The sequence below is a fragment of the Streptomyces sp. NPDC046335 genome (genome assembly GCF_055587985.1).
The window spans coordinates 23024-48281 of record NZ_JBVJFF010000017.1 but is presented as its reverse complement, the minus strand read 5'-3'; the positions used below and the strand labels follow the sequence as shown (position 1 = coordinate 48281).

Sequence of the window (25258 nt, the reverse complement as noted above, 5' to 3'; positions counted from 1 at the left end):
CCCGTGTCAGGCGGTCGCGCCCACCAGGAGCTCGGCCGCCGCGATGCCGGAGACACGGGTCGCCCCGTGGGTGATCAGGTGGGCGGCTCCCAGCGAGTCGCCCGCCGGGACGCCCATCTCGACGACCAGGGCGTCGGGGCGGCTGCGCAGGAGGCGGGTCAGCGTGTCGGTCATCCAGCGGTGGCGGGCCGCGTCACGGACCACGACCACCAGGGCGCGGTCCGCCGCCGGGGCGAGGACCTCGCGGTCCAGGAGGTCGCCCGCGTGGGCGATCTCGGGCTCCGTCAGGCGGACGGACGTGGTGCCGGGGCGCAGGTCGCGCAGGGGTTCGGCGACGCCCCAGGGGGTGCGGCCGTCCACCGCGAGGTTCATGGCGGGGGAGAGCTCCACCACGTGCGGTGAACCGGTCAGGGGCAGCGCCGTGTCCGAGCGGTGCCGCACACGGATCGCGCGGCGCGCCGCGACCAGGCCGATGCCCGAGTCCTCCGCGGCCAGTGCCACCGCCCGCGACCGCTCGCCGGACCAGGCGGCGAACTCCCGTACGCGCGTACTCGCCCCGGTGAGGCGCTCCTCGGGGAGCGTGCCCTCGTGGACCGCCTTCACCAGGGCGGTCGAGAGCAGATCGGCCGTGGCCTCGTCGGCGCTCTCGCCGCCCACGCACACCGCGTCGACGCCGCCCGCGAGCGCCCGTACGGTGGCGCCGTCGATGCCGTAGCGGTCGGTGACGGCGCCCATCTCGATGCCGTCGGTGACCAGAAGCCCGTCGAAGCCCAGTTCGCCGCGGAGCAGGTCCACCAGGATGCGGTGGCTGAGTGTCGCGGGCAGGTCAGGGTCGTAGGCGGGGGCGAGCAGATGGGCGGTCATCACCGCGCGGACGCCCGCCTCCATCGCCGCGATGAACGGCGGAAGGGCGGTGTGCGCGATCTCCTCCGCCGAGCCCTGCACCTGCGGCAGGCCGTAGTGCGAGTCGACGACCGTGTCGCCGTGGCCGGGGAAGTGCTTGGCGCAGGCCGCGACGCCCGCTCCCTGGAGGCCGCGGATCCAGGCGGCCGTGTGGCGGGAGACGATGTCGGTGCGGGAGCCGAAGGAGCGGACGCCGATCACCGGGTTGAGCGGGTTGGAGTTCACGTCGGCGCTCGGCGCGAAGTTGAGCGAGACACCGGCGGCGTGCAGATCGCGGCCGATGTCGTGCGCGACGCGCTCGGTGAGGTCGATGTCGTCGACCGCGCCGAGGGCGAGGTTCCCCGGACGCGACGAGCCGGTCCAGGCCTCCATGCGGGTCACGTCGCCCGCCTCCTCGTCGATGGCGACGATCAGGTCCGGGTTCTCCGCGCGCAGGGCCGCGGTGAGCCGCGCGACCTGCTCGACGCTCTCGATGTTGCGCGCGAACAGCACGACGGAGCCCAGGCCCTCGGAGATCTTGCGGCGCACCCAGTCGGGGGCCGTGGTGCCCTCGAAGCCGGGCTGCAGCACGGAGTTGGCGAGGTGCTCCAGAGTCGGGTCACTGCTGGATGCCATGGCGCGACCTCCGAAGTTGCGGTACGTGACTGGTACGGGCGGCGGCTCTTGGTGCGGCTGTGGGAGGTGGGTCTGCTGCTGATTGGTCCAGGCCAATCAGATAGTGGATATTGGCTCGTATCGATCGAGGCTGTCAAGGAGTCCGAACCGGCCGAGCCGAGCGAATCGGGCATGGCGGCCCGAGAGTTGCGTAATCCTGGTGGCTTCCGCGGTCCGCGACCGGTGAGGGGAGAGCCATGCGCAGGTACGAGCTCGTCGGCAGGCGCGACATCAGACTGCGCACCGAAGTGGCGATGCCGGAACCCGGACCGCTGGAGGTCGTCGTCCGAGTGCGCGCCTGCACGGTCTGCAACCGCAGCGACCTCGCCTACTTCCACTACTACGGGCTGCGCGAGCACTGCTCGCAGGGCTGTTTCGGTCACGAGATCGCCGGGGTCGTCGAGGCCACGGGCGCCGGGGTCAGCCGGGTCGTGCCCGGACAGCGCGTCTTCGTGCGCACGCCGCTCACCACCGGGTACGCCGACTTCGCGCTGGCCCGCGAGATCGCCGTGGGGGTCCTGCCCGACTCCGTGCCCTTCGAGCAGGGCGCAATCCTCCAGCTCCTCCCGCTGGCCGTGCACGCCACGCGCGGCGTCCGGCTCGGTGACCGCGTGGTCATCGTCGGACAGGGGCCCGTGGGACAGCTCGCGCTGCGCGTCGCCGTGGCCCGGGGCGCCGCGGAGGCCGTCGCCGTCGACCTCGACGACTGGCGGCTCGAACGGTCCGCCGCGGCGGGCGCGGACGCCGTGCGGCGCGTGGACGGCGGGGCCGAACAGCTCGCCGCCGTCGGCGCCGACTTCGACGTCGCGGTCGACGCCGTCGGCACGCCCACCACCCTCAACGCCTGCGTGGGCCTCGTCCGGCAGAACGGCCTCGTGGTCATGCTGGGCACCCACCACATCGACACCCGCGTCTCCGTGGACCTCGTCACCTGGGAGCGCAAGGGGCTGCGCGTGCACAGCTCCGCCGAGCCGCTGGACACCGCACGCGCCGAGGCCCTCGCCGTCGCCGAACGCCTCGCGCACCGCCGCCCCGAAGCGCTGCGCCTCCCCGACCTCCTCACGCACACCTACCCCCTCGAAGAGCTGCCGAAGGCCATGGAGCAGCTCTCCGCGAGCAGCGCGCTGTACCCCGACGCGGAGAACGCCCCCTACGACGGCCCGCCGCGCGAGACGCTGAAGGTGGCGATCCTCCCCTGAGGTGGGGCATCGCGGGATACGGGGACATCGTGACGCGCCGGGTACTGCCCGCGCTGCACGCCCTCGGCGAGGAGCCCGCCGTCCTGTGGGGCCGCGACGCGCACCGAGCGGCGCGCGTCGCCGAGCGGTACGGGGTGCCCCGGTCGGGCGCCGACCCCGGGGTGCTCCTGCGGGGCGTCGACGCCGTGTACGTGGCCACACCCGTCGCCGCCCATGTGCCGCTCGCCGCGGCCGCCCTGGACGCGGGCCTTCCCGTACTGGTCGAGAAGCCGCTCGCCGGGGGACTCGGCACCGGGGGCGCGCTCGATCCGGCGGGGCGGTGCGCCGCCGTCGCCTACTACCGCCGCCTCGCGCCCGCCGTGCGACACCTGCGCGCGGAGCTGAAGGGCCGGCCGCCGGAGCGGGTGGAGGTGCGGTTCCGCGGCCCGTTCGCGCCGGGCCCCGCTGACCCGATGCGCTGGCGCACGGACCCGGCGGTCTCGGGCGGCGGCGTACTGGCGGACGCGGGCAGCCACCGGCTCGACCTGCTGGTGCACCTCTTCGGCCGCCCTCGGGAGCTGCGGGCCCGCCTCACGGACCGCTTCCCCGCGGGCGCGGAACGCCGTGCCGAACTCACGCTGCGCTGGCCGTCGGGGCTACGGGCGCACTGCGTCATGGAGTGGGGGGAGGGAGCGCCGGTGGACCGGATCGAACTCCGGGGCGGAGGGCGTGCCGTGGTGCTCGACCCGCTGGACGCCGGCCGGCTGACGGGACTCGGTCCGCTGGACGGCGGCCGGCTGACGGGGCTGGACCTGAGCGGTTCCGGGCGGGCCGGGGGAGCGTCCCCGGTGCCGCTCCTCCTGCCTCCGCACGCCAACCCTCACCAGCCCCTGCTCGCCGACTTCGCCGAAGCCGTTGCCGAGGGGCGGTCGCCGGTCTGCCCGCTCGCCGAGGCCTGCCTCGTCGACGACCTGATCGTGGCGGCCGGACGTTCGAGCGCGGCGGGCGGAGAGCCGGTGCGGCCCTGGGGCTGAGCTGCGGTAGGCCCCACGGCTAGGCTTTGGCGCCGCCTCACGCCCCGTCGTCCGCCGACCACGGCCGCAGCCAGCGAGGGTCAGGCGTGTCGCCGGCGCGTACGAAGCGGGCGTCGACCGAGAGGCGCATCGCGTCCGTCGTCGTGTCCAGGGACGCGTGGATGATGCGGGGCAGGTGCACCATCACGTCACCCGCCGCGAAGTCCGCCCACAGCCAGCGGCGGCCGAGAGTCTTCGCCGTCAGCTCCAGGTCGTGGCAGATCTGGCGGCGGTCGCCGGGGCGGTCGGTGATGTCGCGCAGCGGCTCGTACTCCTCGGGCGGCAGCCGGTGCGAGCCCTCCAGGTACACCAGGCCGCCCGTCCGCGGCGGGCAGTCGCCCACCGGGATCCAGAAGGTGACGACCTGCGGCGAGCCCCTGTCCATGTAGTCGAAGTCGACGTGCGCGCGGGAGGCCCGCGGGGTGCCCCGGTGGAAGTGGCGGAGTATGCGGCGGGGCAGCATGCGCGCCTCGGCCGCGAGGAGGTGGGAGGCGAGCCGGGCCAGTACCGGATCGCCCACGAAGTCGTCGAAGGGCGACGAGCGGACGAAGGCGTACGCGGGGTGGCCGGCCACCCCGTACTCGGGGACGCCCTGCGGCACCCGGCCGGAGAACACGCCGTCCTCGGGTTCACTGCCCTCCGCGAGCAGCCCCGGCGGGAAGAGGGAGAAGTAACGGCCGCGCAGCCGCAGGACGTCCGCCCGGTCGAGCAGCCCCGGCAGGTACAAGTAGCCGTCCGCGTGCAGCCGTTGGCGCAGCGCGGCGGGGTCCCGCGGCGACAGCAGATCGGCGCTGGGGCGCAGCGGGGCGAACAGGTCCGGCGTGAAGGGTATGGGTACGCCGTTCGACGACAGGTTCACGGTGCGTGTCCTTAGGTCAGTGACGTCAGCGGGCGCCGGTGACGTCAATAGACGCCTTCCACCGCCCCGGCGGCGGCTTCGCCGTCCTCCTGGAAGGGGCGTACGGCGGCCACGCCGTCCCAGGGGAACCAGGGGTGCGGCCCGGTCCTGACGGCGCTGTCGCGTTCCAGGAGGTTGGGCAGGAAGAGGTCTTCGAGGAGGGTGGTGGCGCGCACCCTGCCGCGCTGTCCGACGGCGACCTCGCGCCAGGGATCAGCGGGGTCGACGACCTTCAGTACGGCGAAGGGCGGCGGCAGGTGGTAGGAGTGCCCGGTGCCGCCGGACATGTCCGGGGCACCCGCCGAGGGGGCGCCCGCCACCGCGTCCGCCTGGAGCGCGTGCCCGACCAGGGTGTTCCCGTACGTGTCGATCCACTGCACGCCCGGCAGATGCTCCTCGCGCAGGAACTCCGCCTCGGCCGCGGTGCACGAGGTGCCGCCCGTGCACACCGCCCTGATGCCGTACGAGTGCAGGGGGCGCGGCAGCCGCATCGCCAGTTCCAGGAGCAGCCGCGAGGTGGTGAAGAGCAGCGAGGGGCGCTCGGCGGCCAGCAGGGCGAGCGTCTGGTCGATGAGGTGCGCGGTGTACGCGTCGGCCTCGCCGCCCGCGCGCAGCGCCGCCTTCACCCAGCGCGGGTCGAAGTCGATGGCGTGCACGGCACCGTGCCAGCTGTCCGCGAGTCCCTCCACGAAGTGCCCGTAGGCGTGCGGCCCGCCCGGCGTCATCGCGAGCACGTCGCCGCCGGCCACCCCGCGCGCCTCAAGCACCGTGCGGTAGATCTCCACGTCGTACGCGAGGCGCGTGACGTTGACGATCCGGCACGGCGGGCCGGTCGTGCCGCCGGTCTCGAAGACGCGGAAGGGGCGGTCGCGGTAGCCGCGGGGGCGCAGGTCGCGGGCGGGCGCGGCGCGCAGCTCCGCCTTGTCGAAGAGGCCGAAGAGCTCCAGAGCGGCGAAGCCGTCGACGTCCTTGAGCGGGTCGAAGCCGAGCGTCGCGCGCCGGGCGGCCCAGAAGGGGCTCGCGGTCTCCGGCTCGAAGTGCCAGCGCATCATGCGGCGCGTCCACGTGTCCAGGTCGACGCCCAGCTCCGGCACGCGCTCGCGCAGCAGGTCGGGCAGCGTGCCGAAGGCGGTCGTCATACGGGCCTCACTTCGCTGGGCGGTACACGAACAGGGAGTCGGCGGTGATGGCCCGTACGGCGTCGGGCGCGACGGCGAGAACGGCGGCGAAGGGGAAGGGCACCTCGTGGCCGAGGAGAGGGTGCCCGATGTCCCCGTCGAGCAGCACCAGTTGGGGCCGGACACACGGGGCCCCGTCGATCTCCGTGACCGGCTCCCGACGGGTGAGCAGCCGGTCGCCCGGACGCATGCGGTCGTGGACCGAGCGCAGGGCCCGGTGCGCCGCCTCCGGCTCCCGGAAGACGGTGAGCGGCCAGGCGGCGCCCGTCGGGTCGGCGGACACGGCGTCGAGCGCGTCGGCGAGCGCGTCGGCGAGCGCGGACGCCAGGGCAGCGCTCCGGGCGCCGACCGCGCCGCTGTCCCTGCTCCTGTCCGTGCGGCTGTCCGTATGACCTTCCGTGCAGACGACCGTGCGTACGTTGCTGCAGAACCGGCCGGAGTCGGCCGCGACGAGCGGCAGCAGCCACGCCACGGCCTCGGCGACCGGCATCCCCTCGGGCACCAGGGCGCAGCCCCGCCCGGGGCCGTGCAGGGTGAGCGCGGGGGAGTGGCGGACGGACGCGGCGAGGCCCGCGCCGCCGTAGACGATCTGCCGGTCGGTGCGCTTCACCAGGCCGTGCAGGGCGTGCTGTTCGCCCGGGTACAGGCCGATGCGGGCCGGGGGCCAGCCCGCGGCCACGAGGGCGGCGACGAGCCGGGCGGCGGAGAGCGGTTCGCGCCGGCTCGGGCGCACCCAGACGCCCGCCGAGCGCTCGGCCTGGTCGAGCACGGAGTCCAGGCAGGTGAAGGTGTTACCCGGCAGCGCGACGAGGGCGAGAGCGTCGTCGGCGGCAGCCTCTCCCCGCTTGAGCAGTCCGTCCCTGAGCATCCCGCACCAGCGGTCCACCAGCGGCCCCGGCAGCCCGGCCGTCTCCCACAGTGCCGCGCGGAAGTCGTCGGGGCCCTGTTCGCCGAGCCCCCCGACCGTGACCGTGCCCCGGTCGAACAGCTCGACCGCCCGGAGCAGCAGCTCGCGGCGGCCGGTGAGCGGGGGCAGCCCGTCGCGCTCCGCGTCCCACCGGCGGCGGTCGGCGTGGGCGACGATCTCCGGCACCAGCGCCAGGCCGTACGGGGCGCCGCGCGGCCCCGGCAACGTGGCGGTGTCCAGGGACGTCCGCCACTCACCCGCGCGGAAGGCGTGCACGACGACGGGGCCCGTGGCAGGCGCCCTCACGACAGCTCGTCGCGCAGCGCGTCGACCACCCGTACCTGCTCGGCCTCCGTGAGGGACGGGTAGAGCGGCAGGGCGATGTGGTGGCGGGCGAACCAGCGGCCCCGCTCGTACGGGCCTTCGTCGGACGGCGGTGGTCCTCCGGCGGAAGCCGGTGGCCCGTCGGCGGCGAAGTAGGGGTGGTCGCAGAGCAGGTGGTCGTAGACCTCACCGGCCAGCGACACCCCGTGCCGCTCCCGGAGCCGCTTCTTCAAAAGCGCCCGGTCCAGTGGGCCCTCGGGGTCCACGTACGCGAGGTACTTGTAGTAGTTGCCGCCCACCCCGGCGGGCAGGGCGTGCGGGCGCACGCCTGGTACGCCGGTGAGCAGCGCGTCGTAGCGGGCGCCCAGTGCGCGCCGGAGCGCCAGGGTGTGGTCGAAGCGCTCCAGGTCGACCGTGCCGACGGCGGCGTGCAGCTCGCTCAGCCGCCAGTTGGAGCCGGGCCGGTCGTGCAGCGTGGACCCCTGGGCGCTCTTGCCGTGGTCGCGCCAGCGACGCACCTGCTCCAGGTCGTCCGGCAGCGCGGCGCAGAGCAGCCCGCCCTCACCGCTGACGGCGACCTTGGTGGGGAAGAAGGAGAAGGCGCCGAAGCGGCCGAAGCCGCCCGCGGGGCGCCCGTCGAGCGTGGCGCCGAAGGCGTGCGCGGCGTCCTCCACGACGGGGACCGAGCGCTCGCGGCAGAGCGTGACGACCTCGGTGAGGGACGGCGCGACGATGCCGCCGATGTGCACCGGGAGCACGGCGGCCGTGTCGGGGTACCGGTCGAGGGCGTCGCGCAGGGCGTCCGGGTCCATGCCGAGGCCCGCGAGCTCGATGTCGACGAAGCGCACGGCCGCCCCGGCGCGCACGGCGGCCGCCGCCGTGGCGAAGAACGTGTTGACCGGCACGAGCACGGTGCGGCCCGCCACGCCGACGATCCGCAGGGCGATCTCCAGGGCCGCCGAACCGGACGCGACGGCGGCCGTCTCCGTGCCGGTCCACGTCCGCGCGAGCTCCTCGAAGCGGGCCACCTGCGGGCCCTGGCTGAGGAAGCCGGTGGCGAGCGCCGAGTCCACCCGGTCGAGCACGGCACGCCGCTGCGACACCTCGAAGCGGATGCGCTGGGCGGGGACGTCGGCCGGCGGGGCGGACGGGCCCTTCAGGACGCGGTCGAAGAACTCCGTCGCGTGGCCCACGTGGGTGCCGTGGCCCATGGGCAGTTCATGGACGTCGAGGTCGGCTCCGGCCGCCGTGTACGCCCGGCGGACCAGGTCGGCGGCGGTGCGCGCGTCGGCGGGATCGAGGTAGGGGTCGGCTGTGCCGTACTGGAGTTGCAGCGCGGCCGGGGCCAGCGCCGCGTAGAGGTCGGGCAGGTCGGCGTACTCCAGGACGCCGGGGAGCACCGCGCCCTCGTGGCCGGTCAGGAGCCGTTCGAAGAGGGCGGGGTAGCTGCCGAGGTGGCTCGCCGCGCAGAGCGGGACGGGCCTGCCCTCGGTGAGCAGCGCGGTGTGCAGGGCGACCGCAGCGCCGAGGCTGTGGCCGAACAGGCCCACGCGCTCCGGGTCGACGAGCGGATGCCCCGCGAGCAGGTCGAGGGCGGCGAGCGCGTCGCCGGTGAGGGCGCCGAGCAGGGAGCGTCCGGTGAGGGCGAAGGCGTGGGCGAGCAGCGTCCCCTCGTCCCGTCCTGCCCTGCGCTCGTCGTCCAGGCCGCCGCCGATGCCGTGGTCGAAGGAGAGGGTGACGAAGCCCGCGTGCGCCAGTCGCTCGGCGACGTTGCGGTCGGGGTGGTCCGGCGGGACGTCGCCCGTCAGTTGGTCCAGGCGCGCGTTCTTGCCGCCGAGGACCAGGACGGCGGGGCCGTGGGCGGTGCCGCGCGGGGCGAGGAGCGTGCCGTGGAAGGAGCCGCGTACCGGCGATTCGAGCATCAGGTTCTCGCGGTGCAGGCCGTCGCGGGCCGAGGCGGTGGCCTCCGTGATCGTCAGCGGTGCCCGCTCGACGCGGGCGAGCCGCTCCACGACGGAGCGCAGCCGACCGGCGCCGGCGGTGGAGCGCAGGGCCGGCTCGGCGGCGAGGAGCCGGCGGAGGTGACGTGACTGCATGCGCGGTCAGACGAAGTCGCCGTGCAGGGTGCTCGGCACTTCCAGGGCGTAGGCGTCCAATGCCTCGTCGAGTTTGAGCTGGCCGCGTTTGAGCAGTTCCAGGAGTTCGTTCTGGGGGCGGTAGAAGCACGATTTGCAGAGGTCGGTCCTGCGCGGGTTGGAGGCCTCCCATTCGGCGCGCGGGCCGCCTTCGAGTACTTCCGCGTATCCCTGCTCCACCACATTGCCGATCAGATAGCGGCTGTTGAGGTGGACCTGGGGGCACGGGTAGAGGTTTCCGTCCGCGCCGACCGCCGTGACGAAACGGCTGTAGTGGCAGTTCTCGAAGTCGCCCTCCACCTCCTCGACCTGATCCATCGGGCCGCGGTCCAGCTTGGGCACCGACACTTCGAAGGCGTCCGTGGAGAGCGCGGCGGCCCGGGTGAGGGACTCGCTGATCTCCGGCAGCACGGATTCGATGGTGTCGTGACCGAGAGCGCTGTAGAACTCCGGTTCGAAACGCACGTAATGGGCGCCTGAATCACGGGCAATATGGGCCGCTTCGATGATCTCCCGGTAATTCTGGAGGGTGATGACGTAGTTGAAGCCGATGCGGAAGTCGGGGTCGACGGCGCTCTCCCGGAGCCTGCCGACCGAGCCGATGAACCGCGAGAACGTCTGCTCGCGGTCGCGGGTGATGTCGTCGAAGGTCGCCTCCGTGCCCGCGTTCAGGCCGATGCGGACCCAGGTGTGGGTCTCGGCGACGCACTCGGCCACCTTCGGACGGCCCAGGCGCGAACCGTTGGTGATCAGCCCGATGCGCAGGCCCGCCGCGTGCCCGGCGCGGCAGATCTCCGTGTAACCGGGGTGGATGGTGCACTCGCCGCTGCCGCAGAAGGTCACGGCACGGCCGTCGTTCTCGGCGAACTCGCGGAGCAGGGTGACGGCCTTGTCGGTGGCGATCGAGTCCTTGAACGAGAACAGGTCGTAGAACTGCTCTTCGTTGGGGGAGTGGAAGTTGCAGAAATTGCAGCGCATATTGCAGGCGCCCATGATGCCGATCCTCATGTGGACCGGTTTGATCTCCTGGCCCGCCACGAAGCGCCGCAGCAATTCGCCGTGCGCCAGGACCTTCTGCGGCGAGTGCGCCTGGTCCAGGCTGACGATCGGTAGACCTTCGCGGTTTTGGGGGGCTGCCATTCCAATGTCGCCGGCACCTGCTGTGCTGTTCACGAACCCCCCACGCATGATCGATGTGCGTTTACGATGTTCGAGCGGTGCTTGCGACATTAGGGAGCGCCCTCAGGGCTGTCAATGGGTCTAGACAACGCGGGAGTCGGCGGCGGAATCATTTCCGCCGCCGTGTCACCGTCGCCGCCTGCGGGGTTCGTGACGTGCGCCTACGCGCGAGGCGCTGCCAGATTCGCCAGGAAATCGGTGATCGAGGCCGTGACGCCCGCCTTGTCGACGCCGAGGCCGGTGAACGGGCCCGCGCCGTCCTCGTACTCGATCAGGGCCAGCAGAATGTGCTCCGTGCCGACGTGGTTGTGGCCGAGACGCAGCGCCTCACGGAAGGTCAGTTCGAGCACCTTGCGGGACCCCGCGTCGTACGGGACGAGTTCGGGGATCTCGGGGGCGGTCGCGGGCAGGGCGTCCAGGGCGGCCCGGCGGACGTCCTCCGTGGACACGCCCTGCTGGATGAGCGCCTTGACGCCGAGGCTCTCCGGATCGTCGAGCAGCCCGAGGATCAGGTGCGCGGTGTGGATCTCGTCGTGCTGGGCGGCCTTCGCCTCGTTGTGCGCGGCCATCACGGCGTTCTTGGCCCGGGGCGTGAAGCGGCCGAAGCCCTGGCTGGGGTCGAGGTCGGAGGTCTCGTCCGGCTTCTTCGGCACGAACCGCTTCTGGGCGGCCTGCCGGGTGACGCCCATGCTGCGGCCGATGTCGGTCCAGGAGGCACCGGAGCGGCGCGCCTGGTCCACGAAGTGGCCGATGAGGTGGTCGGCGACGTCACCGAGGTGATCGGCGGCGATGACCGCGTCGGAGAGCTGGTCGAGGGCGTCGGGGTGGACCTTCTTGATGGCGTCGATGAGGTCGTCGAGCCGGACCGTGGCCTGGTGCCGGGCGACCTGCGGGTCCTGGGACGCGCTGTCTTGGGGAGGCGTGGAGCCGTCGGGAAACGTCATGTGGCAACCTTAGGTTGACAGTTGGGGGCTCGTCAACCGGTCGTTGACAGTCGGCTGTGCGCCGTCCGTCCGGACACGGCGCCCGCCCACATCCCCGTCGCCCTCACTGTGGTGGCCGCGACCATGGGAGGACCACGCGCCGTTTCTCTAGCGTTCCGGGCATGACGAGCGAACACCCCGTGACCCCGGCCGCGCGCCCCGCACCCCCGCGTTCCGACGGCGTGCCTCTCACCGGACGGTCCGCCCTGGTGACCGGGGGCGGCAGTGGCATCGGACGCGCGTGCGCCGAGGCGTTCGCCGCGGCGGGCGCCCTGGTCCATGTCGTCGACATCGACGCGGAGTCGGCCAAAGCCGTCGCCGACTCGGTGGGCGGGGTGCCGCACGCCGTGGACCTCACCGACGCCGACGCCCTCTCCGCCCTGCCCGCGGCCGTCGACGTCCTGGTCAACAGCGCGGGCACCCAGCACGTCGCCCCCATCGAAGAGTTCCCGCCCGCCCGCTTCGAGCTGATCCAGCGCCTGATGGTCACCGCGCCCTTCCTGCTCCTGCGGCACTGTCTGCCGCACATGTACGGGCAGGGCTGGGGCCGGGTGGTGAACATCTCCAGCGTCCACGGGCTGCGGGCCAGCCCGTACAAATCCGCGTACGTCGCCGCCAAGCACGGCCTGGAGGGGCTGAGCAAGGTGGCCGCCCTGGAGGCCGCCCCGCACGGGGTGACCTGCAACTGCGTCAACCCCGGCTATGTGCGGACGCCGTTGGTCGAGGGGCAGATCGCCGACCAGGCCGCGGTGCACGGCATCGCGCCGGAGGACGTGGTGACCGACGTCCTCCTGGAGCGGTCCGCGATCAAGCGGCTCATCGAACCCGCCGAGGTCGCCGCCGTCGCCGTCTGGCTCTGCGGACCGCACACCGGCTACCTCACGGGCGCCTCGATCCCGGTCGACGGCGGCTGGGGAGCGAGCTGAGCGCGCTCACGCCCGAGCCGGACGCCATGCCCGTGATTCCCCCATGGGAAACCCTGGGTTCGGCCGCCGAGCGCGGTGGTTGAAGGGCGGAATCACCCACTCATCCGGCGCGGTCCCGACGGGCCGTGTCCCACCCGCCCCCGACGGCCCGCGGGACCCGCGCGCACCCCCGCAACCGCCCCCATACTCCAGGGTTTTCACGGTCGCCCCCACCCCCGAGCGGGGCCAAGGTATAGCCACGGTCGCGGAGCCGCGGACGGACCTGGAAACACCGACACGGGGGAGAAGGAAGTCGGTGACCGGACGTACTACGGGGGTGTACGCACGGACGGGCCGGCCGCGGACCGGGGGAGCGACCGTCGCGAGGGCGGGGGACGGGGGTGCCCGACGGCACCCCCGCTCGGGGACGGGACGTCGCCAGAAATCGGGCGCACTCCCCTGATGAGCTGCCGGGCCGCGTCGCCTGCCTCGGGCGCGACACCGCCGAGTGCCTCGACGATCGCCTGCGCCAGCACCACGCCCTGGCGGGTCAGACCGCCGACCCCTCCGAGGCCTGAGCGAGCAGCCGCACCAACTGGGCCCGGCGGTGCACCCCGTCGAGCTTGCGGTAGATGTTGCTCAGGTGGAACTCGACCGTCTTGACGCTGAGGAACAGCCGCTCCGCCACCTCGTGGTTGGTGAGCCCCCGGCCCACCACCAGGGCGACCTGCATCTCCTGCGGGGTCAGGCGCTCCAGCGGGGCACGCTCAGGGCGGACCTCGGTGCCGCCCGCCGCGTGCAGCTCGGCGGCCACCCGCGCCGCCCAGCCCGAGGCGCCGAGCCGCTCGAAGGTGGCGTGGGCCCGCTCAAGCAGGGGCCGGGCCTCGCTGCGCCTGCCCTGCCTGCGCAGTTGCTCGCCCCACGCGAACTCGGTGCGCGCCCGCTCGAAGGGCACCGGACGCTCGGCGAGCAGCGCGAGGGAGCGCCGCATGTGGCGCGATGCGGTCTCGGGGTCGTTGGGTTCGAGCAGCCCCCGGCAGCGCGCCGCCGCCCCGGCGGTGACCGGCCGGTGGCCGCGCGAGCCCTCGTACTCCAGGACGTCGAGGACCTCACGGGCCTCGGCGGTCATGTGGAGGTGGACGTAGGCGTCCGCGAGGTCCGCGGCCCAGGTCAGGTACAGGCCGTCGCCGCGGCCGTGCGTGCGGGAGAAGGCGCGCACCTCCTCCAGGCGGTGCACCGCCTCCTCGAAGCGGCCGAGGCCGAGTTCGAGCAGGCCCAGCGCGCCACGGGCGCGGGCCGCGTCCATGGGCAGCTCGGTGGCCGCGGCCCACTCCATCGTCTGCGCCGCGTGCTTGCGGCAGTCCTCCTCGCGGTTGAGCGCGGCCTCGGTCCGCGCGAGGCCCGCGAGGCCGCGCGGCACCTCGATCAGCCTGCCGGTGGCCTCGGCGAGGCGCACCGCCTCGTCGGCGTGCGCGAGCGAGGAGCTCCAGCGGCCCCGCCAGAACTCCACCACGGACAGCGTGCACAGCAGGTGCGAGAGCAGGCCCACGGCGCTGGAGCCGCGGGCCGTGTACGCGGCGCGGTCGAGCAGGCCGTGCGCCTCGTCGAGCTCCTCGGCCGCCAGGTGGCAGAGCCCGCCCACGCCGGAGAGCGGGTAGGGGAAGGCGGGGTCGGGGGAGGCCAGCGGCTGCGCCAGCTCGCGCAGGAGGGTGCGGCCGGCCTCGGCGTCGCCGCCGAGCAGCAGCACCAGGGTGCGCAGGAGCCGCACCGGCAGCAGCGTCTGGTGGGCGGAGTCGGCCAGCTCCATGGCCGCCTCCGAGGTGCCGCGGGCCGCGGTGAGGTCGCCGACGGCCAGTTCGGTGAGCGCGATGCCGCCCATCATGACCGCGGCGAGCGCGGGGTCGACCTTCTCCGCCTCGCCCACCGCCGACCTGAGCAGTTCACGGGAGCGGGTGGGCCGGCCGCGCTGCACGTCGAGGTAGCAGCGCAGTTGGCGGATGTCGAGCCGGGTGCGGAGCTGTTCGGCGTGTTCCAGGGCGCGGTCCAGGATCGCGGCGGCCTCGTTCAGCGACCCGGCCGCCTGTGAGGCGCGGGCCGCGCACAGCAGCCGCTCCGCCCTGCGCTGCCCCTCCGGGGTGAACCGCGCGGCCCGCTCGTACAGCCGCGAGGCCAGGGGGTAGGCCAGCGTGTCGGGGGCGCCCGACGCGGCGTTCTCCAGGAGCGAGGCCACGTGTTCGTCGGGCTCGGCGCCGGAGGCCGCCAGATGCCAGGCGTACTGCTCCAACGCGGGTGCGGTGGCGCCCTGGAGGGAGCGGGCGATGGCGTGGTGGGCCCGGCGTCTGCGCACCGGGGTGGCGCCGTGGTAGACCGCCGAGCGGACCAGCGGGTGCCGGAAGGCGTACCCGTCCCGCTCCTCGACGACCAGGCCCGCGGCCTCGGCCGCCTCCAGGGACTCGTAGCTGAGGTCGTGCGCCCGCAGCGCCGCCTCGGTGCCCGCCAGCGGCCGGGTGCCGAGCACGGCGAGCAGCAGCATCGCGTCCTGCGCCTCCTGGGGCAGCCTGGCCACCGCGCTGCCGAAGGTGTGGGCGAGGAGTTCACCGATGGGCAGCGGAGCCTCGGTGTCGTGGTCGCCGTCCGCGCCGCTCCCGGCGAGCAGGGCGGGCAGTTCGATCAGGGCCAGCGGGTTGCCGCGTGCCTCGGTGAGCAGCCGGGCCGCCTCGCTCTCGGTGAGCTGGGCCGTGCCCTTCTCGGCGATGAGGCGGTGCGCGGACTCGGCGTCGAGGCCGCCGAGGGTCATGGTCTCGATGGAGGCGAGCCGGGACGCGGGTTCCTCCAGTTCGTCGCGCGTGGTGAACAGCACGACGACGCCTTCGCGGCCGAGCCTGCGGGTCGCGAAGGCCAGCGCGTCCAGGGAGTACGGGTCGAGCCACTGGGCGTCGTCGACGGTGACGAGGACCGGGCCCTCCTCGGCGATGGCGCCGAGCAGGCTGAGCGTGCCCGCGGCCACCGCGAAGCGGTCGTGGGCGACGGCGGGTCCGAGCGCGAGCGCCCCGGTGAGCGCGGCGGCCTGGCGCTCGGGGATGCGGTCGAGGAAGTGCAGCACGGGCCGGAGCAGATCGGCCAGGCCCACGTAGGGGAGGTCGGACTCGACCTCGACGCCGCGGGTGCCGAGCCGTGTCAGGTCGTCGGCCTGCCCGGCCACGTACGAGACGAGGCTCGTCTTGCCGATCCCGGCCTCGCCGCGGATGAGCAGAGCACTGCTCTCGCCCCCGCGTGCCTTGTCGATGAGAGCGAGAAGACGTGCGCATTCCGAGGAACGCCCCAGGAGCATGCGTTCAGCGTACCGGCGGCAGGTGACTTCGGAAGGGGCACGGGACTCGTCGGTTCACGCCTCTGTCAACCGTCGGCGCCCCTCGCTACCCTCCGCGCATGATTCCCACGGTGGTCTGGGGTACCGGAAACGTGGGCCGCGCGGCCCTGCGCGGCGTCGAGGCCCATCCCGCGCTGGAGCTCACGGCCGTGCTGGTGCACAGCCCGGCGAAGGTCGGCCGCGACGCCGGTGAACTGGCGGGTTTTGACCGGCCGTTGGGCATCGCCGCGACCGACGACGTCGGAGCGGTGCTCGCGGCGGGGCCGCGCGCGGTGGTGTACGCGGCCTCCGGCGATCTGCGCCCCGACGACGCGCTCGCCGACGTCGTGCGCGCGGTACGGGCGGGCGCCGTCGTCGTGACGCCCTCGCTGTATCCGCTCTACGACCGGCGCGGCGCCCCGCCGGAGTTCCGCGATCCGGTCCTTGCGGCCGTCGCGGAGGGCGGTGGTTCGCTCTTCGCCTCCGGCGTGGACCCCGGGTGGGGCAACGACGTGCTGCCGCTGCTGGTCAGCGGGCTCGGCTCCACCGTCGACGCGGTCCGCTGCCAGGAGATCTTCGACTACACCACGTACGACCAGGAGGAGTCGGTCCGCCATCTGATCGGCATGGGGCACCCGATGGAGTACGAGCCGCTGATGCTCGCGCCCTCCGTACCGACGATGGTGTGGGGCGGCCAGATACGGCTGATGGCCAGGGCGCTCGGCGTCGAACTCGACGAGATCAGCGAGACCCTCGACCGGCGCGCCCTCGACGAGACGGTGCGCACGCGCACGATGGGGGAGTTCGCCGCCGGCACCCAGGGGGCCGTGCGCTTCGAGGTGCGGGGCTTCGTCGGCGGCGAACCCCGCATCGTCATCGAGCACGTCACCCGCATCCACGCGTCCTGCGCGCCGGACTGGCCCGTGCCGCCCGGCGGCGGCGACGGCGCCCACCGGGTGATCATCGAGGGCCGCCCCCGCATCGAGGTCACGGTCGAGGCCACCGACGAGGACGAGAACCGCTCGGCGGGCGGCAACGCCACCGCCGTCGGCCGGCTGGTGAACGCCATCGACTGGCTCGTGGACGCCGGACCCGGCCTCTACGACGCGCTCGACGTCCCGCTGCGCCCGGCAGCCGGCAGACTCGGAAGGAAGTGACCCATGCACATCGACATCCCCGAGGGGCAGGACCCGATCCCGTACGTGTGGGGCGAGATGGTCCCTGAAATAGGGATGGCCGCGTCGAACTTCTCACTCGCCGTGTACGCCCACACGACCCTGGGGCTGCGCGAGTTCGAGGCGGCGCGGCTGCGCGTGGCGCAGATCAACGGCTGTGCGTTCTGCCTGGACTGGCGCACCGAACGCGACGGGCGGCGCGTCGAGGCGGAGTTCGCCGACGCCGTCACCCAGTGGCGCACCACCGACGCCTTCGACGACCGCACGAGGCTGGCCGCGGAGTACGCCGAGCGGTACGCCCTGGACCACCACCATCTCGACGAGGAGTTCTGGACGCGGATGACCGCGCACTACAGCCAGGTGGAGATCGTGGAGCTGAGCATGAGCATCGGGTCGTGGCTGGCGTTCGGCCGGCTCAACCATGTGCTCGGCCTCGACACCGTGTGCGCGCTGCCCACGTCGTAGGCGGCGTGCGGGCAGGCCGGTGCCTCACAGATCGCTGTCGATGATCTTCTCGATGTTCCGCTCGGCGAGCGCGGTGATGGTGACGAACGGATTGACGCTGGTGTTGCCGGGGACCAGCGCGCCGTCGATGACGTAGAGACCCGGATAGCCGTGCAGGCGGCCGTAGTTGTCCGTCGCCTTGCCGAGGACGGCGCCGCCGAGCGGGTGGTACGTGAGGTGGTCGCCCCAGATCTTGTAGGTGCCGAAGAGGTCGGTGCGGTAGATCGTCCCCTCCTTGGCGTTGATCTTGTCGAAGATCGTCTTGGCGGCGTCGATCGAGGGCTGCTTCCAGGCGGTCTGCCAGTTCAGCTCGGCCCGGCCCGCCGCCGCGTTCCAGGAGAACTGGGCGCGGTGCGGGTTCCTGGTGATCGACAGGTAGAACGAGGCGTACGTCTCGATGCCGGTGGGCAGCGGTGCCACCTCGGCGAACGCGCCGCCCGTGGCCCAGTTGTCGATGCCGGCGGTGGGGATGGACGACTGGAGACTGCCGGTCGCGTCCCAGAGGTGGTTGGCGCGCCCGCACATGACGTTGCCGTTGTCGCCCCAGCCCTTGCCGACCTCGCCGTTGAGCCGGGACAGCGCGCCGGTCGCCTTCAGCTTCACCAGGAGCTTGCTGGTGCCGACGCTGCCCGCGGCGAAGAACACCTTGTCGGCCGTCGTCTCCTTGGTGGCGACGGTGTCACCGGTGGTGTTGAGCCGGTCCATGGTGACGGTGTAGCCGCCGCCCGCGGCCGGGGTCACCGAGGTGACCCGGTGCAGCGGGGCGATGGTGACGCGGCCGGTCGCCTTGGCGCGGGCGAGGTAGGTCTGCTGGAGGGACTTCTTGCCGTGGTTGTTGCCGTAGAGGATCTCTCCGGCGAGCGCCGACCTGGTGGCGGTGCCCGCCTGCTCCCGCTCCATGTAGTCCCAGTCGTACACGTCGGGCACGAAGACGAAGGGGAAGCCCGAGCGCCGTGCGTGCTTGCGGGCGACCCGGGTGTACTGGTAGCACTCGGCCGTCTCGAACCAGTCCGGATCGATGGTGGCGACCCCGAGGCCCGCGTTGGCGCGCGGGTAGTAGGTCCCGTACATCTCGCCCGCGTCGACCGTCGGCAGCACGGCGGCGAAGTTCTCGCGCTTGGGCGTGACGGCCATGCCGCCGTTGACCAGCGAGCCGCCGCCCACGCCCCGGCCCTGGTAGACGATGATGCCGCCGAACTCCTCGGCGTCCAGGATGCCGGTGTGCCGGGGCACGTTCCTGTCGATCGGGAAGCCGAGGAAGTTGCTCAGCGGCTGCTTGGTCCTGGTGCGCAGCCAGTAGGAACGCAGGTCAGGGCTAGTGGTGTTGGCGAAGATCTTGCCGTCGGGGCCCGGGGTGTCCCAGGCCATGCCCATCTCGACCATGTGCACGTCGACGCCGGCCTCGGCGAGCCGCAGTGCGGCGACGGAGCCGCCGTACCCGGTGCCGATCACCAGGACGGGAACGCGCGCGGCGGCGTCGACGGCACGGGCCGGATACGCCTGCGCGGAGAGCGCGACGGCACCGAGAAGAGAACCGGTTCCAGCGATGAATCTTCGACGTGACGGCCCCTCAGAAGTGGTGCTGTGCTTGGCTGTAGCGCTCATGTGACCTTCCTCACTCGTGGCCGAATCGCAACGAGTTCTACTGCCGCCTGTGCGGGAAGTCACGGCATACCAAAAAGTAACTTCTGTCCGGTCTCGCACCCTGCATGGTGGCCGGTCACATCAGGGGCGCCACAACCATGGTGCTCCGCCATATACGCCACTGATCTGCGGTTTCCTACCTTGTGCCGGTACGGAAGCGTCCCCGCAGAACTCCTGGAAGTGGTGCACATGGCCTCCCAAGCAACCGCTCCGCCGGCCCGCGCCGGCATCGGCCGCATCGTGGCGGCCGGCCTCGTCGGCACCACCATCGAGTGGTACGACTTCTTCCTCTACGGCTCGGCCGCCGCACTGGTCTTCAACACCCTCTTCTTCCCCTCCAGCGACCCCCTGGTCGGCACGCTGCTCTCCTTCCTCACCTACGCGGTGGGCTTCGCGGCCCGCCCCCTCGGCGGCGTCGTCTTCGGGCACTACGGCGACCGCGTGGGACGCAAGAAACTCCTGGTCCTCAGCCTGCTGATGATGGGCGGCGCCACCTTCGCGATGGGACTCCTCCCCACCCACGCGAGCATCGGCGTCGGCGCCCCCGTCCTGCTGACCGTGCTCCGCCTCGTGCAGGGCTTCGCCCTCGGCGGCGAGTGGGGAGGCGCGGTGCTCCTGGTCTCCGAGCACGGCGGCCCCGCGCGCCGCGGCTTCTGGGCCTCCTGGCCGCAGGCCGGGGCGCCCGGCGGCAACCTCCTCGCCACCGGCGTGCTCGCGCTGCTCGCCGCCGTCCAGTCCGAAGAGGCCTTCCTCGCCTGGGGCTGGCGCGTGCCCTTCCTGCTCTCCGGGGTCCTGGTGATGGTCGGCCTGTGGATCCGCATCTCCGTCACCGAGTCCCCCGTCTTCCTCCAGGCGCGGCGGGAGACGGAGGCCGCCGCCGCGGCGGGAGCCGAGGAGAAGCCGCCGGTGGTCGAGGTGTTCCGCAAGAGCTGGCGCGAGGTCCTCACCGCCATCGGCACCCGGTTCGGCGAGAACGTCTCGTACTACATCCTCACGGCCTTCGTCCTCGTCTACGTCACCGTGCACCTGGAGCTGCCCAAGAGCGACGCGCTCAACGCCGTGCTCATCGGGTCAGCGCTGCACTTCGTCACCATTCCGCTGTGGGGCGCGCTCTCCGACCGCCTGGGCCGCCGCCCGGTCACCCTGATCGGAGCCGTCGGAATGGCCGGCTGGGCCTTCGCCTTCTTCGCGCTGCTCGACTCGGAGTCGTTCCCCGTCATCACCCTTGCCGTCACCGTCGGACTGCTCTTCCACGGCGCGATGTACGGACCGCAGGCCGCGTTCATCTCCGAGCTGTTCGACACCAAGGTCCGCTATTCCGGCGCCTCGATGGGCTCCCAGCTCGCCTCCGTCATCGGCGGCGCCCTGGCCCCGCTCATCGCCGTGGAGCTCCTCAGGGACTACGACTCCGCGCTGCCCGTCGCCCTCTACATGTCCTTCGCCGCCCTCGTCACCGCCGTGACCGTGAAGTTCGCCAGGGAGACCAGGGGGCGTGACCTCGCCGCGGACGAGAGGGGCGGACCCGCGCCGCTGCCCGCGCCACCCGAGCGCGAGGGCTCCGTGCCGCTGGGCGGCTGACCCCCTCCGCGAGACCGCCATGGCCTGCCCCCCCCGCCCGCGGATTTCGGGGCAGGCCATCGACCGCACCCACCCCGCCGGGAGACCATCGCGCCATGCTCCCCACCACCAAGGGCGCGGGCCACGCCGCACTCCGGTCCGCTCTGCGCGGCCTGCTCGACCTGCTCGACCGGGGCGCGCCCGCCGAGGACTTCGCCCGCCCCGCCGCCCTGGCCCGCGAGGCCGGCACCGGCGCCGAGGACCTCGCCGCGCTCACCGAGGCCACCGAGGTGGCGCTGCGCGTCCACCGCACCCTCGGCGCGCACCGCCGCCGCGAGGCCGAACTCACCGCGCTCTTCGACACCGCGAGCGACCTGGCCGCGCTGCGCGACCCCGACGCCGTCCTGCGCGCCATCGTGCGCCGCGCCAAACTGCTCCTGGGCACCGACGTCACGTACCTCTCGCTGAACGACGAGGCGGCGGGCGACACCTACATGCGCGTCACCGACGGCAGCGTGGCCGCGGCCTTCCAGCAGCTCAGGCTCGGCATGGGCGAGGGACTCGGCGGCCTCGTCGCCCAGACCGCCCGCCCCTACGTCACCGGCGACTACCAGGAAGACCCCCGCTTCCACCACACCGACGCCATCGACGGCGCCGTCCTCCAGGAGGGGCTGCGCGCGATCCTCGGCGTGCCGCTGCGCCTCGGCTCCCGGGTGATCGGAGTGCTGTACGCCGCCGACCGCGCCGCCCGCGAGTTCGCCACCGAGGAGATCGTGCTGCTCTCCTCGCTCGCCGACCACGCGGCCATCGCCATCGACGGGGCCCGCCTCCTTGAGGAGACCAGGGCCGCGCTCGTCGACCTCAACGCCGCCACCGAGACCATCCGCGCCCACAGCCGGGCCATGCGCCGCGCCGAGCAGGCCCACGACCAGCTCACCGACCTCGTGCTGCGCGGCGGCGGCGCGGACGACGTGGCCGACGGCATCGCCGCCCTCCTGGACGGCGGCGTCCTCATCCACGACGCGGACGGCACCGAACTGGCCCGCACCGGCGCCGGACCGCTGCCCCCGCCCGCGGCCGCCGTCGCCGCCTCACGGGCCAGCGGACGCGCGGTCCCGCAGGACGGCACCTGGGTGTGCGCGGTCCTCGCAGGGCCCGAGCTCCTCGGCAGCATCGCCCTGACAGGACGCGCCGAACTCGCCGACGCCGACCGGCGGCTGTTCGAGCGGGCGGGCGTCGTCACCGCGCTGCTCCTGCTCCTGCGCCGGTCCGTGGCCGAGACCGAGGACCGGGTCCGCGGCGAGCTGCTGAACGACCTGCTCTCCACCACCGGCGACCCGGCGGGCCTTGCGGCCCGCGCCCGCCGCCTGGGCGTGGGACTCACCGCCCCGCAGTCGGTGTTCGTCGCCCACGGCGAGAGCGCCTCGCGGCAGCGGCTCCTCGCCGCCGCCCACCGCACCGCCCGCGCGCACAGCGGCCTCGCCGGGCTCCACCACGAGGACGTGGTCATCGTGACGCCCACCGGAGCCCCGGGCGCCCGCGCCCGTACGCTCGCCGCCGAGCTGGGCCAGGCCGTCGGCGCCCCCGTCACGGTCGGCGCGGCGGGCCCCGCCGAGCCCGCCGGGCTGCCCGCCGCGCACGCCGAGGCCCTGCGCTGCCTCTCCGCGCTGCGGGCCCTCGGCCACACCGGGCACGGCGCGGCCCTCGCCGACCTCGGCTTCGTCGGACTGCTCATCGGCGGACGCGCCGACCTCGGCGGCTACGTACGGGCGACGCTCGGCCCCGTCCTGGACTACGACGCCGAACGCGGTACGGAGCTGACGCGCACCCTGGAGGCGTACTTCACCGAGGACCGCAGCCTCACCCGCGCCAAGACCGCACTGCACGTCCACGTCAACACCGTCGTGCAGCGCCTGGAGCGCGTGGCCCGGCTCCTCGGCGAGGACTGGAACAGCCCCGCCCGCACCCTGGAGATCCAGCTCGCCCTCAGGCTGCACCGCCTCACGCCCCCGAAGTGAACACGCGCGTACGTGAACTGGCCGATTCCGCTTGGCTGTTGTCACATCCGGACCTGTTGGATCCGTCATACATTCGACCTACGCTGACAGCCGTCTGAAGGGGAGTCGCATGAGCGGACGCATCGAGCGCACCGGACCACGTGGACGCCCCGCGCCACCGGGGCGGGGGGAGCGGGTCGCCGACTGGGCGGACGGGCGTCTCGGCATCCACACGCTGGCCAAGACCCAGATGCGCAAGATCTTCCCCGACCACTGGTCGTTCATGTTCGGCGAGATCTGCCTCTACAGCTTCCTGATCCTGATCCTCACCGGCACCTATCTGACCCTCTTCTTCGAGCCCAGCATGGCCGAGGTCACCTACGACGGCCCGTACACACCGCTCAACGGCCTCCAGGTCTCCAGGGCGTACGAGTCCACGGTCGACATCAGCATGGAGGTGCGCGGCGGCCTGCTGATCCGGCAGATCCACCACTGGGCGGCGGTCGTCTTCGTCGCCGCCATGCTCGCGCACATGATGCGGGTGTTCTTCACGGGCGCCTTCCGCAAGCCCCGCGAGGTCAACTGGCTCTTCGGCTGGACGCTGCTGTTCCTCGGCATCATCACCGGCCTGACCGGCTACTCCCTGCCCGACGACATGCTGTCCGGCACCGGCATCCGCTTCGCGCAGGGCGCCATCCTCTCCATCCCCGTCGTGGGGACGTACCTCTCCTTCTTCCTGTTCGGCGGGGAGTTCCCGGGGGACGACATCATCGCGCGGCTCTATCCGATCCACATCCTGCTGCTGCCCGGGATCATGCTCGGCCTCGTCGTCGCCCATCTGATCCTGGTCTTCTACCACAAGCACACCCAGTTCGCCGGTCCAGGCAAGACCGAGAAGAACGTGGTGGGAGCGCCGTTCCTGCCCGTCTACATCGCCAAGGCCGGCGGCTTCTTCTTCCTCGTCTTCGGTGTCCTCGCGATCATGGGCGCGGTCGCCACGATCAACCCGGTCTGGGCGATCGGCCCCTACCGCCCGGACCACGTCTCCACCGGCGCCCAGCCGGACTGGTACCTCGGCTTCTCCGAGGGGCTGATCCGGGTGATGCCGAGCTGGGAGATCAACGCCTGGGGGCACACGCTCGAACTGGGCGTCTTCATCCCCTTCACGCTCTTCCCGCTGATCCTCGCCGCGATCGGCGTCTACCCGTTCATCGAGTCCTGGGTGAAGGGCGACAAACGGGAACACCACATCCTCGACCGGCCGCGCAACGCCCCCGTCCGCACCGGGCTCGGCGTCGCCTGGCTCGCCCTGTTCGGCGTGCTGATGATCGGCGGCGGCAACGACCTGTGGGCCACGCACTTCCACCTCTCCATCAACGCCATCACCTGGTTCGTGCGGATCGGCTTCTTCGCCGTACCCGTCATCGCCTTCCTCGTCACCCACCGGATCTGCCTCGGACTTCAGCACAGGGACCGCGAGAAGGTGCTGCACGGCCGCGAGAGCGGAACCATCAAGCGGCTGCCGCACGGTGAGTACGTGGAGGTGCACGAACCGCTGCCGCAGGGGGAGTTGTACCGCCTGACCGCACACGAGCAGCCCCAGCCGCTGGAGATCGGCCCACTGGTCGACGCCAACGGAGTGGTCCGCAAGGTCCCCCGCTCCCTGCGGCTGCGCTCCCGCCTCTCCCGCGCGATGTACGGGCCCGGCGCGCAGGTGCCCAAGGCCACGTCGGAGGAGTACCTGGCGATCCACCGGGGGGAGGGCGATCACCACTGAGGCGGCGACTCGCGCTAGCCTCGCACAGTGATGGCATCCGAGAGCACTCCGAAGCTGTTGGCGGTCAGTGACCTGCACGTGGCGTACGCGGAGAACAGGAAGTACGTCGAGACCATCCGGCCGACGACCGACCAGGACTGGTTGATCGTCGCCGGAGACGTCGCCGAGCGCATGGCCGACATCGAGTGGGCGCTGCGCACGCTCGCCGGGCGGTTCGCGAAGGTGGTGTGGGCGCCGGGCAACCACGAGTTGTGGACGCCGGCGGACGACCCGGTCCAACTGCGCGGCGAGGCACGCTACGAACACCTCGTCGCGCTCTGCCGGTCCATGGGCGTGGTGACCCCCGAGGACCCCTACCCGGTGTGGCGCGGCGCGGGCGGCCCGGTCACCGTCGCCCCGCTGTTCCTGCTCTACGACTACTCCTTCCGCCCCCAGGGCACCACCAACAAGGAGACCGCCCTCGCGGCCGCCCACGAGGCGGGAGTCGTCTGCACCGACGAGTACTTCCTGCACCCCGACCCCCACGCCACCCGCGACGACTGGTCCCGCGCGCGGGTCAAGCTCACCGAGGAGCGGCTCGCCGAGCGGACACCGGGCCTGCCGACGATCCTCATCAACCACTGGCCGCTGGTGCGCGAACCCACCCGCATCCTGCGCTACCCCGAGTTCGCCCTGTGGTGCGGCACCGAACTGAGCGCGGACTGGCCCGTGAAGTACGACGCGGCCGCCGTGGTCTACGGCCATCTGCACATCCCGCGCACCACCTGGCACGACGGGGTGCGCCACGTGGAGGCGTCCGTCGGCTACCCCCGCGAGTGGCGCAGGGGCTTCCACCCCGACCCGCATCTGCGGCAGATCCTGCCGGTGCCCGAGGGGGAGGACCGGGAGCGGCCGCGTCCGTGAAGCTCGGGGCAGGCAGCCGCGTCCGGCCGGGTCAC

General features: G+C 72.9%; 18 protein-coding genes. 9 read left to right on the top strand and 9 right to left on the bottom strand.

Features of this window, described 5'->3' with window-relative positions; translation table 11 throughout:
• Window positions 1-6: 6 nt before the first annotated feature.
• On the bottom strand, window positions 7-1518 hold the full coding sequence (locus ACZ6JY_RS34530; protein ID WP_469202419.1) for a glycoside hydrolase family 3 protein: 1512 nt from the start codon (window positions 1516-1518) through the stop codon (window positions 7-9).
• A gap of 236 nt (window positions 1519-1754) precedes the next feature.
• Between ACZ6JY_RS34530 and ACZ6JY_RS34525 the strand changes: the two genes are divergently transcribed.
• Entirely contained in the window at window positions 1755-2756 is a 1002-nt protein-coding gene (locus ACZ6JY_RS34525) for a zinc-dependent alcohol dehydrogenase (RefSeq protein WP_469202417.1), read from the top strand.
• A gap of 29 nt (window positions 2757-2785) precedes the next feature.
• Window positions 2786-3769: a Gfo/Idh/MocA family protein gene (locus ACZ6JY_RS34520; RefSeq protein WP_469202415.1), complete on the top strand. Its 984-nt coding sequence runs from the start codon at window positions 2786-2788 to the stop codon at window positions 3767-3769.
• 37 nt (window positions 3770-3806) lie between these two features.
• Here the strand turns inward: ACZ6JY_RS34520 and ACZ6JY_RS34515 are convergent, their stop codons facing one another.
• The 6 genes from ACZ6JY_RS34515 to ACZ6JY_RS34490 form a co-directional block, all read right to left on the bottom strand.
• Window positions 3807-4667: a phytanoyl-CoA dioxygenase family protein gene (locus ACZ6JY_RS34515; protein WP_469202413.1), complete on the bottom strand. Its 861-nt coding sequence runs from the start codon at window positions 4665-4667 to the stop codon at window positions 3807-3809.
• A 44-nt stretch (window positions 4668-4711) separates the two neighbouring features.
• Window positions 4712-5845 (bottom strand): phenylacetate--CoA ligase family protein, encoded by a 1134-nt coding sequence (locus ACZ6JY_RS34510; protein WP_469202411.1) that lies wholly within the window; start codon window positions 5843-5845, stop codon window positions 4712-4714.
• 7 nt (window positions 5846-5852) lie between these two features.
• Entirely contained in the window at window positions 5853-7097 is a 1245-nt protein-coding gene (locus ACZ6JY_RS34505; protein ID WP_469202409.1) for a hypothetical protein, read from the bottom strand.
• A complete protein-coding gene (locus tag ACZ6JY_RS34500; RefSeq protein WP_469202407.1) occupies window positions 7094-9211 on the bottom strand; it encodes a DegT/DnrJ/EryC1/StrS family aminotransferase in 2118 nt (705 codons plus the stop codon). The genes ACZ6JY_RS34505 and ACZ6JY_RS34500 overlap by 4 nt, the downstream gene beginning before the upstream one ends.
• A 6-nt stretch (window positions 9212-9217) precedes the next feature.
• Window positions 9218-10390, bottom strand: a complete 1173-nt coding sequence (locus ACZ6JY_RS34495; RefSeq protein ID WP_469202405.1) for a radical SAM protein — start codon at window positions 10388-10390, stop codon at window positions 9218-9220.
• A gap of 200 nt (window positions 10391-10590) precedes the next feature.
• A complete protein-coding gene (locus ACZ6JY_RS34490; RefSeq protein ID WP_469202403.1) occupies window positions 10591-11373 on the bottom strand; it encodes a Clp protease N-terminal domain-containing protein in 783 nt (260 codons plus the stop codon).
• A gap of 161 nt (window positions 11374-11534) precedes the next feature.
• On the opposite strand from ACZ6JY_RS34490, the gene ACZ6JY_RS34485 reads away from it, so the two are divergent.
• Window positions 11535-12338: a 3-hydroxybutyrate dehydrogenase gene (locus ACZ6JY_RS34485; protein ID WP_469202402.1), complete on the top strand. Its 804-nt coding sequence runs from the start codon at window positions 11535-11537 to the stop codon at window positions 12336-12338.
• Window positions 12339-12867: 529 nt separating this feature from the next.
• Here ACZ6JY_RS34485 and ACZ6JY_RS34480 read toward each other — a convergent pair.
• Window positions 12868-15648, bottom strand: a complete 2781-nt coding sequence (locus ACZ6JY_RS34480; RefSeq protein WP_469202400.1) for a helix-turn-helix transcriptional regulator — start codon at window positions 15646-15648, stop codon at window positions 12868-12870.
• Between the two features lie 98 nt (window positions 15649-15746).
• Between ACZ6JY_RS34480 and ACZ6JY_RS34475 the strand changes: the two genes are divergently transcribed.
• Window positions 15747-16823 (top strand): NAD(P)H-dependent amine dehydrogenase family protein, encoded by a 1077-nt coding sequence (locus ACZ6JY_RS34475; protein WP_469202398.1) that lies wholly within the window; start codon window positions 15747-15749, stop codon window positions 16821-16823.
• Between the two features lie 3 nt (window positions 16824-16826).
• Window positions 16827-17306, top strand: coding sequence for a carboxymuconolactone decarboxylase family protein (locus tag ACZ6JY_RS34470; RefSeq protein ID WP_469202396.1), 480 nt, complete (start codon window positions 16827-16829; stop codon window positions 17304-17306).
• Window positions 17307-17330: 24 nt separating this feature from the next.
• Here the strand turns inward: ACZ6JY_RS34470 and ACZ6JY_RS34465 are convergent, their stop codons facing one another.
• Window positions 17331-18950, bottom strand: a complete 1620-nt coding sequence (locus tag ACZ6JY_RS34465; protein ID WP_469202394.1) for a GMC oxidoreductase — start codon at window positions 18948-18950, stop codon at window positions 17331-17333.
• Between the two features lie 228 nt (window positions 18951-19178).
• Here ACZ6JY_RS34465 and ACZ6JY_RS34460 point away from each other — a divergent pair, with 228 nt between their 5' ends.
• From ACZ6JY_RS34460 to ACZ6JY_RS34445, 4 genes are all read left to right on the top strand, one after another.
• A complete protein-coding gene (locus tag ACZ6JY_RS34460) occupies window positions 19179-20567 on the top strand; it encodes an MFS transporter (RefSeq protein ID WP_469202392.1) in 1389 nt (462 codons plus the stop codon).
• Window positions 20568-20662: 95 nt separating this feature from the next.
• The gene (locus tag ACZ6JY_RS34455; protein WP_469202390.1) at window positions 20663-22564 is read left to right on the top strand and encodes a helix-turn-helix domain-containing protein; all 1902 of its coding nucleotides are present in this window, start codon (window positions 20663-20665) and stop codon (window positions 22562-22564) included.
• A 109-nt stretch (window positions 22565-22673) separates the two neighbouring features.
• Window positions 22674-24320, top strand: coding sequence for a cytochrome bc1 complex cytochrome b subunit (gene qcrB, locus ACZ6JY_RS34450; RefSeq protein WP_469202388.1), 1647 nt, complete (start codon window positions 22674-22676; stop codon window positions 24318-24320).
• A gap of 30 nt (window positions 24321-24350) precedes the next feature.
• Window positions 24351-25223, top strand: coding sequence for a metallophosphoesterase family protein (locus tag ACZ6JY_RS34445; protein WP_469202386.1), 873 nt, complete (start codon window positions 24351-24353; stop codon window positions 25221-25223).
• Window positions 25224-25258: the final 35 nt, after the last annotated feature.

What these genes read in the sequence shown, in the direction of transcription:
- ACZ6JY_RS34530 (WP_469202419.1), bottom strand. Translation starts at nt 1,518, where the DNA reads ATGGCATCCAGCAGTGACCCGACTCTGGAGCACCTCGCCAACTCCGTG.
- ACZ6JY_RS34525 (WP_469202417.1), top strand. Translation starts at nt 1,755, where the DNA reads ATGCGCAGGTACGAGCTCGTCGGCAGGCGCGACATCAGACTGCGCACC.
- ACZ6JY_RS34510 (WP_469202411.1), bottom strand. Translation starts at nt 5,845, where the DNA reads ATGACGACCGCCTTCGGCACGCTGCCCGACCTGCTGCGCGAGCGCGTG.
- ACZ6JY_RS34500 (WP_469202407.1), bottom strand. Translation starts at nt 9,211, where the DNA reads ATGCAGTCACGTCACCTCCGCCGGCTCCTCGCCGCCGAGCCGGCCCTG.
- ACZ6JY_RS34495 (WP_469202405.1), bottom strand. Translation starts at nt 10,390, where the DNA reads ATGGCAGCCCCCCAAAACCGCGAAGGTCTACCGATCGTCAGCCTGGAC.
- ACZ6JY_RS34490 (WP_469202403.1), bottom strand. Translation starts at nt 11,373, where the DNA reads ATGACGTTTCCCGACGGCTCCACGCCTCCCCAAGACAGCGCGTCCCAG.
- ACZ6JY_RS34485 (WP_469202402.1), top strand. Translation starts at nt 11,535, where the DNA reads ATGACGAGCGAACACCCCGTGACCCCGGCCGCGCGCCCCGCACCCCCG.
- ACZ6JY_RS34480 (WP_469202400.1), bottom strand. Translation starts at nt 15,648, where the DNA reads ATGCTCCTGGGGCGTTCCTCGGAATGCGCACGTCTTCTCGCTCTCATC.
- ACZ6JY_RS34475 (WP_469202398.1), top strand. Translation starts at nt 15,747, where the DNA reads ATGATTCCCACGGTGGTCTGGGGTACCGGAAACGTGGGCCGCGCGGCC.
- ACZ6JY_RS34470 (WP_469202396.1), top strand. Translation starts at nt 16,827, where the DNA reads ATGCACATCGACATCCCCGAGGGGCAGGACCCGATCCCGTACGTGTGG.
- ACZ6JY_RS34465 (WP_469202394.1), bottom strand. Translation starts at nt 18,950, where the DNA reads ATGAGCGCTACAGCCAAGCACAGCACCACTTCTGAGGGGCCGTCACGT.
- ACZ6JY_RS34460 (WP_469202392.1), top strand. Translation starts at nt 19,179, where the DNA reads ATGGCCTCCCAAGCAACCGCTCCGCCGGCCCGCGCCGGCATCGGCCGC.
- ACZ6JY_RS34455 (WP_469202390.1), top strand. Translation starts at nt 20,663, where the DNA reads ATGCTCCCCACCACCAAGGGCGCGGGCCACGCCGCACTCCGGTCCGCT.
- qcrB (WP_469202388.1), top strand. Translation starts at nt 22,674, where the DNA reads ATGAGCGGACGCATCGAGCGCACCGGACCACGTGGACGCCCCGCGCCA.
- ACZ6JY_RS34445 (WP_469202386.1), top strand. Translation starts at nt 24,351, where the DNA reads ATGGCATCCGAGAGCACTCCGAAGCTGTTGGCGGTCAGTGACCTGCAC.